The sequence below is a fragment of the Pseudomonas furukawaii genome, assembly GCF_002355475.1.
Classification (GTDB): Bacteria; Pseudomonadota; Gammaproteobacteria; order Pseudomonadales; family Pseudomonadaceae; genus Metapseudomonas; species Metapseudomonas furukawaii.
In genome coordinates, this window is sequence record NZ_AP014863.1 from 21,526 (window position 1) to 32,692 (window position 11,167).

The 11,167-nt window shown below is 61.9% G+C and carries 11 protein-coding genes; 7 read left to right on the plus strand and 4 right to left on the minus strand.

Translation table 11 applies throughout. The annotated features are described in order from the left end of the window. The first annotated feature begins 3 nt into the window (after nucleotides 1-3). The 7 genes from KF707C_RS28720 to KF707C_RS28745 are packed head-to-tail and all read left to right on the plus strand — an operon-like array spanning nucleotide 4 to nucleotide 4,830. Complete coding sequence (locus tag KF707C_RS28720) at nucleotides 4-1,386, plus strand: TrbI/VirB10 family protein (RefSeq protein ID WP_003451648.1); 1,383 nt, start codon at nucleotides 4-6, stop codon at nucleotides 1,384-1,386. A 12-nt stretch (nucleotides 1,387-1,398) separates the two neighbouring features. After that, nucleotides 1,399-2,178: a hypothetical protein gene (locus KF707C_RS28725; protein WP_051050727.1), complete on the plus strand. Its 780-nt coding sequence runs from the start codon at nucleotides 1,399-1,401 to the stop codon at nucleotides 2,176-2,178. A gap of 10 nt (nucleotides 2,179-2,188) precedes the next feature. Further along, nucleotides 2,189-2,326 carry a hypothetical protein gene (locus tag KF707C_RS29395; protein ID WP_003451661.1) on the plus strand — a complete coding sequence of 46 codons (138 nt, stop codon included), beginning with the start codon at nucleotides 2,189-2,191 and terminating at the stop codon, nucleotides 2,324-2,326. A 46-nt stretch (nucleotides 2,327-2,372) separates the two neighbouring features. After that, entirely contained in the window at nucleotides 2,373-3,935 is a 1,563-nt protein-coding gene (trbL, locus tag KF707C_RS28730) for a P-type conjugative transfer protein TrbL (RefSeq protein ID WP_003451665.1), read from the plus strand. Then, a complete protein-coding gene (locus KF707C_RS28735; RefSeq protein WP_036992699.1) occupies nucleotides 3,932-4,237 on the plus strand; it encodes a TrbM/KikA/MpfK family conjugal transfer protein in 306 nt (101 codons plus the stop codon). Before trbL ends, KF707C_RS28735 begins: the two co-directional genes overlap by 4 nt. After that, nucleotides 4,234-4,500, plus strand: coding sequence for a hypothetical protein (locus KF707C_RS28740; protein WP_036992700.1), 267 nt, complete (start codon nucleotides 4,234-4,236; stop codon nucleotides 4,498-4,500). The genes KF707C_RS28735 and KF707C_RS28740 overlap by 4 nt, the downstream gene beginning before the upstream one ends. 24 nt (nucleotides 4,501-4,524) lie before the next feature. Continuing rightward, entirely contained in the window at nucleotides 4,525-4,830 is a 306-nt protein-coding gene (locus KF707C_RS28745; protein ID WP_003451669.1) for a hypothetical protein, read from the plus strand. 28 nt (nucleotides 4,831-4,858) lie between these two features. Here KF707C_RS28745 and KF707C_RS28750 read toward each other — a convergent pair whose 3' ends face one another. The 4 genes from KF707C_RS28750 to topA all read right to left on the minus strand — a co-directional run bounded on the left by KF707C_RS28750 (nucleotide 4,859) and on the right by topA (nucleotide 11,159). Beyond that, nucleotides 4,859-5,077 carry a hypothetical protein gene (locus tag KF707C_RS28750; protein ID WP_003451672.1) on the minus strand — a complete coding sequence of 73 codons (219 nt, stop codon included), beginning with the start codon at nucleotides 5,075-5,077 and terminating at the stop codon, nucleotides 4,859-4,861. 607 nt (nucleotides 5,078-5,684) lie between these two features. After that, the gene (locus KF707C_RS28755) at nucleotides 5,685-8,927 is read right to left on the minus strand and encodes a zincin-like metallopeptidase domain-containing protein (protein ID WP_036993419.1); all 3,243 of its coding nucleotides are present in this window, start codon (nucleotides 8,925-8,927) and stop codon (nucleotides 5,685-5,687) included. Beyond that, nucleotides 8,920-9,099: a hypothetical protein gene (locus KF707C_RS28760; RefSeq protein WP_003454292.1), complete on the minus strand. Its 180-nt coding sequence runs from the start codon at nucleotides 9,097-9,099 to the stop codon at nucleotides 8,920-8,922. Before KF707C_RS28760 ends, KF707C_RS28755 begins: the two co-directional genes overlap by 8 nt. After that, the gene (gene topA, locus KF707C_RS28765; RefSeq protein ID WP_003454290.1) at nucleotides 9,096-11,159 is read right to left on the minus strand and encodes a type I DNA topoisomerase; all 2,064 of its coding nucleotides are present in this window, start codon (nucleotides 11,157-11,159) and stop codon (nucleotides 9,096-9,098) included. The genes KF707C_RS28760 and topA overlap by 4 nt, the downstream gene beginning before the upstream one ends. Nucleotides 11,160-11,167: the final 8 nt, after the last annotated feature.

Below are 11,167 nucleotides of genomic sequence, written 5' to 3' on the forward strand. Positions count from 1 at the left end.
CCTATGTCTCTTCTTAGCGCTGACAAGTCGCCCAATGGATTGGTCACTGGCGTCCGAAAAGCCAACAGGCTTCCGCTGTTCATACTCGCGACTGCGATTGGAGTGATCGCCCTTGTCCTCGCGATGGTGGCAATGAATCGCGCAGAGCGGGCCGCACAGATCGAAACCGGCGCAGATAGCACCGGGGAGCAGAAGCCGGCCACCCCTGTGACCTCTTCGACTGCTGCGGATCTCGCCAAACGCTACGGCGCTACCGGCGTGATTGAGCCAATTGCAGAAGAGGAGGAGGAGCTGGTCGAAGACACGGGGGAACTGACGCCCCCGGCGGAGAAACCGGCCGCGCCACAGAAGAAGAAGGAAGCCCCGGTCCCTGTAGCCAGCGATACCAATCCGCAGGGGCGTCCGCTGGAGTATCAGCAGCAGCTGGAGAACTTCAACACCACGAAAGGACGCCTCTTTGAAGCGGCCCTGACTTCCAAGAGTCGGATCGAAATTCCGACGGCCAACACGATGCCGACCACTGCCGAGGGCGGCCCATTGAGCGCGAATGAGCAACTGGAGCAGCTGCGCCTGCGGGCTGCGAACGGTGGCGGTCCCGCGAGCTATGCAGACCGGGCGGCAGAGGTAGCGCGGATCCAACAAATGAGGGCCAGCGGGGGGGCGGAGGCACCGAGTGACATGGGCGGCATGGGCGGCATGGGCGACGCAGATAGTGAACGGGGCGGGAGCGGCTTCAACCCGACCAGCACAGAAGACACTTGGCTCCTGCAGGACCGTCTGCAGGCGCCGCTGACTCCGTATGTGGTCCGCACGGGCTTCGTGATTCCGGGAATCATGGTTGGGGGGATCAACAGCGATCTGCCGGGGCAGATCAAAGCCCAGGTCGCCCAGAACGTCTACGACACTGCGACAGGCAAGTTCTGCTTGATCCCGCAAGGCTCGATCCTGGTCGGCGTCTACGACAGCAACATCGTCTTTGGCCAGGAGCGAGTCCCCGTGGCATGGCAGCGGATCATCTACCCGGATGGTCGCGCCCTGAACATCAGCGGGATGCCAGGGGCCGACTCGGCAGGCTACTCCGGCCTTCACGATCTCACTGACCACCACCTTGCGCGCATCTTCGGCGCGGCGTTCGCCATGTCGGTGATTTCGGCCGGATTCACCCTGAGCCAAGACGACAGCAGCGGCGGGACGGACGACAGACCAGACGCCAGCAGCGCAATGAGCGAGGCGCTTGGCCAGAACCTGGGCCAAACCGCAACTCAGATGATTCAGAAGAATCTGGCGATTCAGCCAACCAACATAATCCGGCCCGGTATGCGCTTCAACGTGATGGTCAGCAAGGACATCGTTTTCGACGCGCCCTACGTGGCGTTCCAATACTGAGGGAGTCAGTAGATGAAGATCACACGAGGTTTAGCAGCTAAATCCGTCCTTCTATGGGCGCTCTGGGGTGATGTAGCACTGGCCGCTGGCGGAGTCGGGATCCCCGTGTATGACGCCGGCAACGATATCCAAAACACCATTACTGCGATTGAGTCCGTGACCCAAACGGCGCAGCAGCTGGATTCACTGCGTACTCAGATGCGGCAGTACGAAGACCAGCAGCTGAACTCCGAAACGGTCAGGGAGTTCAAGTGGGACCGGGCAAACGAAACGCTGGGCAGCCTGCTCACAATGGTTGATGGGGTGTCGCCCATGCTCAAGGGGTCAGGCCTGGAAGGCTACCTGGAGAAGTTCCAGACCATCGGCAGTCACGCTCAGACCTCCATCGCCTGCCGCAATGATCCGGACTGCCTTGCCGGACAGATCGCGACTACACAGCAAGCCCAGGCTGATCGCTCCGAGCAACAGATGTACGCAAACCAAGCGGCGATGCGCAACGTCGTGGAGCAGCAGCGACTGATCCGAGAAGACGCGGCGAACTTGCGCCGGCTCCAGAGCATCGCCCAGGACTCGCAAGGCCGCATGGCCGCGATTCAAGCGGGCAACCAGTTACTCAGCGCCCAGGCGAACAACCTCCTGCAACTGAGAGCCATCCTGGTCACGCAACAGCAGATGCAGGCGGCCCAAGCCCAGGCGCAATCCGAAAACGATGCCGCACTGCGGGAACGCAACCGCCAGATGATGCGGATCGAAACCAAAAACCGGGGAACCGGAAATTCAGCAAAGTTCTGAGGAGGACACGATGAAGCGTTATTGGATCCTGGCTATGGCCGTACTGGTACTGGGGGGCGTGACTGGTTGCAAGGACGACCAGGACAGCGCGCCCCAGCCGCCGGCCCCAGTGAAAGAGCGGAAAACGGACGACGCCGCGAAGTTCTAAACGACCGGGTGGAGCCATCCGGCGCCACCTCCAAGGAAGCCCCCCTATGAATCACACCCTGCGCCGCTGCTCGCTGATCTACGCACTGTTGGGCGTTGTGTTACTGGCCATGCCCGAAGCGGTGTTTGCCGCAGTGCCTCAAGAAAACATCCTGGACGGGATCATTGCTCGCTTCAAAGACTCGTCGGCAACGTGGGAGTCCAGGATCTCCGGCTATGCCACCAATCTCTTCTGGGCGCTGAACGCGATCAGTCTTGCCTGGGGCCTGGGTCAGCAGGCGCTGCGGTCCGCTGATATTCCGGACGTGTTTTCAGAAGTCTTCCGGCACATCATGTTCACCGGCTTTCACTACTGGCTGCTGATCAACGGCTCCAGCTTCTCCACCTACATCATCAACTCGCTGCGGCAAGCTGCAGGGGCGGCTACAGGAGCAAGTTCTGCGCTCGGCCCATCCGATGTCATCGACATCGGCCTGAACATCGCCGCGAAGGCCCTGGACAACTTCAGCGCGCTGAGCCCGATTGACAGCCTCGGGTTCATCTTCTGCTGCATCGTGATCCTGATCTGTCTGGCCCTAATCGCCGCCAACATGATGATCATGCTCTGTGCCGGTTGGGTGCTGAGCTACGCCGGCATCCTGTTCCTCGGCTTCGGCGGCAGTCGCTGGACCAGCGACATGGCCATCAATTACTACCGCACCATCCTGAGCATCGGCGCGAGCCTATTCACCATGACATTGCTGATCGGCATTGGTCAGTCGTTCATGAACGACATGGCCAATTCGATGTCAGCCGACGCGCCGCTGATGGAAATGTTTGTTTGCCTGATCTGCGCTGTCGTGCTGCTGCTCCTGGTGGACAAACTCCCCCAGATGGTCGCGGGCATCGTCACGGGTTCGATGGGCGGTGGTTTCCAGGGCTTTGGCGCCGGCACCGGGATTGCTGCTGCCGGCCTCGCTGTTGGCGCCATCGGCGGGATGGCTGCAGCGGCAGGCGCAGCTGCCACCAGCGCAGCGGGCGGAGTCAGCGCGGTGAAAGAAGCGGCTGCACTGGCTGACATGCAGATGGCCCAGGCCGATGGCGGCCTGGACACCTCCAGTTTCGACGGCGGCGGCTCGGCCGGTGGCTCCGGCCAAGGCGGAGAAGGCGGGGGCGGCGGTGCGGCCTCTTCTGGTGGCCAAGCCGGCAGTTCGCCATCGCGCGCCTCTGCGGGGTGGATCTCCAGTTTTGGGAGCAATCTGGCAAAGGCCTCCAGTGCCCAGGCCATGGAAAGTCTTGGCGGTCGCGTAGACGCCGCAATCAAAAACACCTTTGGCGGCAAAGTCGCAGAACGGCTCGCAGAGCAGCGGGCGGAACTCGCGGGCGGAGACGATCAAGTCTCTGAGAAAAGTAGCGGCGAGGAGGCTGGCGGAGACTTCGGGAACAGCATCGGTGGCAGTCCGGCCGGCGATGCCGCGCCGACCAGTGCAGGGGGCGGCGGCATGATTCCAGAGGCCTTTGAAGAAAGCGCTTTTGGTGAGAGCGACACTCACGGTGAGCGTAATAAGTCGCCCGATGTGTCTGATCTTCCGCCAGAGATGCAGAGCTTCGTCCAGGGGAAAAACGCATGAACCTGAAGCGAACCATTGCCGCTTTCGCGGTCGTTTGGGCAGTCGGCACCTCTCCTGCCAGTTATGCGGGAGATCCCTGCAAGACGGTTATCTGCATGTGGGGACTCTTCTCCGGAACTGGCGTCAGCGGCGGATGCAAAGGCGCGGTCGCTGACTACTTCAGCATCGTTCGCTACAGGAAGAAGAAGATCAACTGGAACGCAACGTCTGACGCTCGCAGCCAGTTTCTGAACAGTTGCCCAAGCGCGGATCGCGGGTTCACCAGGGCCATCAACGGTCGATTCGGGAAGTCTTCAGGGTGAACAGGAGCGCCGCTGCTCGCAAGGAGATCCCGCAGCAAGCGCTGCGGGCCTTCTATGCCCTCAAGGCACAGGCCGGGGGGTCCGTCTTGCATTGCGCCGGCGAGGTTCTGCCGACGCGGGCCGAGGCGCTGCAAGCCCTCTCTGATAACGAACCCTGGACCAACAGAATCATCCGCGCGATGAGGCAGAGCGGCGGAACGATCACGGTAGAAAACGCCAGCATGGAATGGCTTGAACAACTCGCCTCACACGACTGGCCATAGGCCAAAAACTCATGGAGATCAAAGATGACTGAGAAGGACAACGACCTGTATCGCGGAGTAGATCGCACCGACCCTCCGTCACACCCCCAACTCAAGACCGGCTGGATACGCCCTGAGCCGCCCAGTGGCTACCGGAACCTAGTCGCCTTTGGCGCCTACGCCACCATCGAAGGCGTGAGGAAGTGGGTTTGGGAACTGGACTACCTGGACACCGACACCGGGGTATTCGCCTCCGAGGATCATCAGTTCCAGGTGGAGTGGCCATGGGTCGACGACTTCCTACCGCAAGCCGCTGACTGGGACTCCATCGGGATCCCCCATCTCATGTAATGCCTCGGTCACACCTGGTGGTCCTCGATCAGCTGCTCGCGTTACCTACCATGTAGGAAGCGCCTCCCTCCTGGCGTACCCCCGCTTTGCCCTGGCCGAACCCGGCCAACTCCTGCAGGACGCCCGCCAGGGCCTCCTGCAGCGCCTCCAGCACCGTTCCCGGCCACCGGCCACCACCATCCCCCAACTCCGCCACCAGAAACTCCTGCAGGGCCGCCTGCAGCGGCACGCGGGGATGGGGGGTCACTCCTGGATCTCCTGCAGCAGCTGACCGCGTGACCGGCCCCGTCGGCGCCGACGGCCAGGGTCACTCCTGGACGGGATCGAGGACGCGGATCCGTGACCGAATAGGGGAGGGTGACAAATTGTCGGGGTAGCGTTCCGCACCGTCGGGGTAGCGTTCCGCCTGCAGCTGCAGGCGGTCACTCCTGGACGGCCAGCTGCAGATCCGCGCGTAACCCCTGCAGCGGTCACGCCGGCAGCTCCGCGGACACGGCCCGGGGTGACCTGTCGGGATAGCGTTCCGCCCTCGGGGTTGCGTTCCGCCTGCGGCGGTTTGGCGGCAGCGCCGCCACTGCCGGCACGCCGGCCCGGTTGAACGCCAGGGGAGGGGACTGGGGTCACACCAGGTGCGCCGCCGGCGCCGATCGCTGTGACCGACACCCGCCGGGGCCAGCGCCTGCAGCCGATCCACCGGCACGGTCACACCAGGTGCGCGAGCTCGACATGGCCATGTGACCGCCAGCGGCCCGGCCGCCAGGGTCACTCCTGGACGACATCGAGGACGCGGATCCGTGACCGACCGGCAACAAAAAAGCCCCCGAGGGGGCTTTTCTGCCGGCCGCAAGGGCTGCTTAGCGGGTCATTCCTGCTGTTTGCTGCTTCTCCTGCTGCCGCTGCTGCGCGAGCTGGCGGGCTGCCTCACGAGCCTGACCCAGAACGTGCGATACCGCGCCTTTCAGTTGCCGCTCCGCGCCTTCTCGACCTAGGACACTTTTGGTGGCCATGTCATTGAAGTCGCTCAAACCCTTCTCCAGCTCACCAGGGGCAAAGGTGGGGAAGACAGCATGTCCGCCCAGTTCCTTCGCTGCCGCTTCCGCCTTCATACGACCGGCGTTGATGCCTTGCGAATTGGGCTTGAGAGAACTGGCGTGGTCGTCGTCCCCAACGAAAAGGACCGGCTTGCCAGGAAACTTCTGCTGCAGTGCTGCGGCGACGTTTTTGAGATTTCCGGAGTCGAAGGCTGCGACGGTGGCGAACCCGAGACTTTCCGACGCGGTACTCATAGTTGCGTAACCCTCGCCAACGGCGATGACGGGCGCCTTCGCTAGCGCGTCCATCCCGCCGACAACATGGAAACAACCCTCCTTCCGACTGTCCTTCGGGAATCGCTTGCTGCCATCCTCGCGGATGTACTGCATCGTCCAGACCTTGCCGTCGATGTCCTGGGCCGGCACATAGGTTCGTTTGCCTTCTCGGTCGGTCAGAATCCCCTGGTGGATGGCGATCCCCTTCGCCTGCTGGTACTCGGTGAGGGCGGTAGGCGGTACAAGCGACCGAAGGTTGCGACTGACCGTAGCGGCCTTCTCCTCGTACTTCGCCTGCCGCTCTCGTTCGCGGGCCTGCAGTTTCTCGGCGGCCTCCGCATTGTGTTTGGCGCGTTCCTCGTCGGTCAGGCTGTAGCCCTTGCTCTTCCAGTTCTGCTTGATGCCGGTCTTGTGGTTCTGGATGAAGCCGGCCGGGTGCCCATCAAGGTGGCCAATGTAGACGCCACTCTTCTCGCCCGGCTTGTCGTTGACCAGGGCAACGCGATAGCGCTGGCCATCCATCTTGGGGAGTCCGTCCATCTTCAGGCCGGCATCGCGACAGGCCTGCTGAAACTCCTCCTGGGGGCTCATCTTCTGCTGCTCCGCCACGGCCTCTGGGGACCAGCGTTTCAGCTTCTCAGGGTCAGCGCCCTCGCCCGCGTACCAGCTGCCAGCGGTCTTGTCCCAGCGGGCGCCCAAGGCCTTGGCCGCCTCGCGCTCCCCATAAGGGACGGCGAGATACTGACGGGCTGCCTTCTCCGGGGCCGAAGTGACAGGCTGTTCCGGCTGGCCCGGCTCCAGTTCGGACCCCTTGTCCTGCTGAGGCGGCTGTCGCCACTTGCTGAACAAGGCAAGGTCTTGGCCTTCCGGCACATACCAGGAGGTCGCCTTACCATCCCACTTCGCACCAAGCGCCTTGGCCTCGTTCTTCTCCTTGAACGGGACTGATAGGTAGGTCTTCTCGGTAGCCGGCTCTTTAGGGTCCATCGCTGCCTCCCGTCGCTGCCGCTCGGCCTTCTGCATTTGAATCGCTTCATCAAGCGCCTGCTGCTGCCACTCCGGCTCAGCTGTGTAGCCTTTACCGTGCAGGCCCTTACCGTGAACGAAGGTTTTGGCTTTGCCATCCTCGTTGAGCTGGGTGGTAATACCAGTGTGCTGGTCGTTCTGATCGGTGTAGCGGATCAGGAAGGTTCCCGGCAGCTCATTACGCGCGAGAGCCTTACCCTCGCCCAGTTCGATGGACGCCTTCAAGCCGTTACTGGCTGCGTGCTGCTGAAGGTTTCCCCAGCTTTCAACGGGGTTGGAGCCGGGCAGCGCCATGCTCTGGGCAAGCTCCAACCGGGCATCCACACGAGCCAGCTCCAGGCCGGCGAGTCGCTTATCCCTGTCTTCCACGTTCGTCTGCGCGTGAGCGTCGATCAATAGCAGGCGGTCAGCAAACTTGACGGCATCGGCCGGACGGTTGAAATCGGCCAGGGACTGATGCGTGCCGTCACTGTGTTGGACATACACCCCAAACAACTGAGGCTCCAGAGGGCTATCGCTGGCCCAGGCGATATTGCCGGAGGCGTCCTGCACCAAGGCTTTGAGCTGGATGACGCCATTCCAGTCATGCGGCAGAAGAACGCTGGATCCCAACGCTTCGCCCGACATTTCCCTCAACAGTTCGATAGCGCTTCCAGGCACGCTGCCAGCGAAGGCGGCTGCGCCGCGAACCTCCTGCAGAGCTTCCGTGAGCCGCGAATCTGGCCCACTCATGATCGAGGACTGTTCCAGGGCTTCCGACAGCCCAACACCGCGAGCGCGCAGATCAGTAAGTTGCTGCAGAGGCGACTTCTCCGCGACCAGGGCCGCGACACTTTCCGCCTGCCCTTGGCCTTGGTTCTGCGTCTGCTGCTGTTCAAAGCCGAGAACGAATTTCTGGATACGTTCGGCGTCGGCTGCAGCGCGGAATATTTCCATCGGGTCATCCTGCAGCACCTTGATCCAGCTCTTGACGTAGGCGACGTGCTGGCCGGGATCGTGGCCAAGGCCCAGCTCGTCACCCAGGATCATGCTCGCGATCTCCGCACGCAACTCTTCCTTGGCGTACTCCTCCGACCCGAAGGGGTTCTGCCCAACAGGGCGGTCCAGGCGGGAGGGATGCCCAGTCCAATGCCCCAGTTCATGAAACTTGGTGGCGTAGTAATTATCCGCCGAGGGAAACTGCGCTTTCGAGGGCATATGGATTTTGTCCGTGCTGACCCGGTAGAAAGCGTTGTCCGACTGGTCGTGGACCACCTGGGCACCAGAGGCCTGAATAATTGCCTCCGCGCGCTCGTGTTTGTTCCAGGTCGGCTCCAGGACAACTCGTTCGGGGATGCCGTCGATCTGCTCAGCATTGAAAACGGTCGCCCAGAAGACGCGGGGACGATCCAGCATCACCGTTTCCTTCTCCGGCTGGCCCTTGTCATCCAGGACCGGGCGCCCTTTTTCGTCGGTCTTCTCCACCTCGTCCGTGAACTTCCAGTATTGAACGGATGTGCCCTTGGATCCCTTGCGGACCTGCCAGCCTTGGGCTGCTGCTTGGTTGTAGGTCATCCAGCGCGGGTCGGAGTGACCCTGACTCATCAACTGCAGGATGTTGATCCCGTTGTACCGTTTCCCAGTGACTGGGTTGTGAGGCAGTTGCGTTCCCGGCGTGCCGGGCGCCCATGGCCGCTGCCAGGGTGCCGTCCCCTTGGAGAGCTGTTCGATTAGGTTATCTGCAACCACCTCGTGGAAGGGCTTGCGCTGTTGCCGCTCACTCATGGCCGACCTCCAGCAGATCCACGGTGCTGTCCTTTGCCTCTTGCTCGCTCAAGGCGTCCTCCTGGAAGGCCCCGACCAGATCCGCTTCGTCGGGGTCCATCTCCACCTCAAAGCCTGGAACCTCTGCGTCCCGCAGCTTCTCTACTGCGACTTCGTGAGTGGTAGCGTTCATGCTGTTTTCTCCTTGGTTGCTGCGTCGTAGTCGGGCTTACCCGACTTGTCGAAGTAGGTCTGCTTGCAAGCCGGATAGCCCGAGCATCCCCACCAGTACGTCCCCCTCTTCTTTGCTGGGCGACGGGTAAGTCCCTTGCCGCAGCCCTCGGCGCGGCAGGTGTGTTCGATTGAGGGGGTCGGCGCCTGCTTCTTCGCCAGGACGGGCTTGCCCCCCTTGTCTTCAAAGCTGGCCTTACAGCCCTCCTGATAGCCCGTGCAACCCCAGAAGGGGCCATTAGCGCTCTTACGGATCAGGCGCAGGGGCTTCTGGCACTGGGGGCACAGGTGTTCAGAGGCGGGCTTCTGGGCAGTTGGGACGGCGCCCCGAACAGCTTGGAGTTCGGATTCCAGGACGGCGTGCATTTTCTGAATGACCGGCTTGTAGGTCGTCTTGCCGTCCGCAATGCGATCCAAGTCTTCTTCCATCTCCCGCGTAAAGCCGACCTGGACAAAGGAAAATCGGCCTTCCAATCGTTCGATGATCTGCTCTCCTGGAGGAAGTGGATGCAGGAAGCGCTTCTGCTCCCCGACATAGCCCCGCACGTCGATGATGTTCTTCATGATCGCTGCGTAGGTTGCGGGCCGTCCGATACCTTCGGCTTCCAGCGCCTTCACCAAACTTGCCTCCGTGAATCGCGGTGGCGCTTTGGTTTTCTTTTCCAGCACCTCGCCCGAGGTCGCCGCGACCCGCTGGCCTACTGCGAGAACTGGGAGCGGATTGGGAGCCTCCTCCTGGCGTTCATCATCGGTGTCGTCGCCCGCTAGCAGCTTGAGCCAGCCGTGGTCAGTTAGGGTTCTGCCGGTTGCTTTGAAATGCACGTCCCTCCCGTCCAACTGCTCATTGGCCTTCAGCACAGCCGACCGAACCGCATACTTTGCAGGCAGCAGCTGAGACGCGAGCGCACGGACGCGAATCAACTTGTAGAGGGCTTTCTGCTCGTCGGTTTCCCCCGCCTCGTCCTTATCCCAGTAGGTCGGGGTGATAGCAGGGTGTCCTTCCTGCGCTCCGTCCTTAGCCTTGAACTGACGCCGGGTCGCCACGACCTCCAAACCCAGAACGGCGGCAGCGGCGCGCAGCTTCGGCATGGAGTCTTCCGAGACGTTTGGGTTGTCCGTGCGGTGGTAACTAATAAGCCCCTGCTCATAGAGCTGCTGAGCCACCTTCATCGTTCGATCAGTTTTCCAGCCCAACGAGTTGCTTGCTGCCTGCTGGATGGTTGAGGTGGTGAACGGCGCTGGAGGGTTGCGGGTGGACTCGGATTCCTCAAACGAAGTCACTTCAAGGGCCGTCAGGGCAGCGACCCGCTCTGCCAGGGCGCGGTCGAGGACATAGGGGCTGGCTTCCGTGGTGAACCCTGCTTTGGTGTCCCACTCAACCTTCCAAGTGTTCTTCCCTTCCGCCGCAAAGGATAGAGATGCGCCGTAATGGACGGTCATCTTGAAGGCGCGGATCTCGCGCTCGCGAAGTACGACCAAGTACACGGCCACCGACTGCACACGGCCGGCAGTCAAGTTCTCGCCGGTCTGCCGCCGGAGTTCCGGGCTAACCAAGTAACCAACAAGGCGATCCAGCACTCGGCGGGCTTCCTGAGAGCCAACTAACTGCATATCAATGGAGCGCGCCTCTCCAAACGCCTTGCGCACAGCAGTTTCAGTGATTTCGTTGAACGTGATCCGGATCGGATCAGACAGCCTCAGGGCTTCCTTCAGGTGCCAACTAATGCTTTCACCTTCGCGGTCAGGGTCGGTTGCAAGGTAAACCTGGTGGGCGGTCGAGACTGCTTTTTTCAGTTCGCGCGCAACCTTCGCCCCCCGCTCAGTGAGTTCGTAGACGGGGGCATAGCTGCGCCGAACACCTGTGGTGATCAGATCGTCGCCATCCCCGCTGGCGGGCAGATCACGAATATGACCAACGCTCGCTTCAATCTTCCAGTCCTCTCCTGGTCGAACTTTTGCCAGGATCTCGCGCAGCTTCTTCGCCTTTCCGGGCGACTCGATGATCATCAGATTCGATGCCATTTCCGTTT

Excerpts from the sequence above, each read along its gene's own strand:
- KF707C_RS28720 (WP_003451648.1), top strand. The coding sequence starts at position 4 with ATGTCTCTTCTTAGCGCTGACAAGTCGCCCAATGGATTGGTCACTGGC.
- KF707C_RS28725 (WP_051050727.1), top strand. The coding sequence starts at position 1,399 with ATGAAGATCACACGAGGTTTAGCAGCTAAATCCGTCCTTCTATGGGCG.
- KF707C_RS29395 (WP_003451661.1), top strand. The coding sequence starts at position 2,189 with ATGAAGCGTTATTGGATCCTGGCTATGGCCGTACTGGTACTGGGGGGC.
- trbL (WP_003451665.1), top strand. The coding sequence starts at position 2,373 with ATGAATCACACCCTGCGCCGCTGCTCGCTGATCTACGCACTGTTGGGC.
- KF707C_RS28735 (WP_036992699.1), top strand. The coding sequence starts at position 3,932 with ATGAACCTGAAGCGAACCATTGCCGCTTTCGCGGTCGTTTGGGCAGTC.
- KF707C_RS28745 (WP_003451669.1), top strand. The coding sequence starts at position 4,525 with ATGACTGAGAAGGACAACGACCTGTATCGCGGAGTAGATCGCACCGAC.
- KF707C_RS28755 (WP_036993419.1), bottom strand. The coding sequence starts at position 8,927 with ATGAGTGAGCGGCAACAGCGCAAGCCCTTCCACGAGGTGGTTGCAGAT.
- KF707C_RS28760 (WP_003454292.1), bottom strand. The coding sequence starts at position 9,099 with ATGAACGCTACCACTCACGAAGTCGCAGTAGAGAAGCTGCGGGACGCA.
- topA (WP_003454290.1), bottom strand. The coding sequence starts at position 11,159 with ATGGCATCGAATCTGATGATCATCGAGTCGCCCGGAAAGGCGAAGAAG.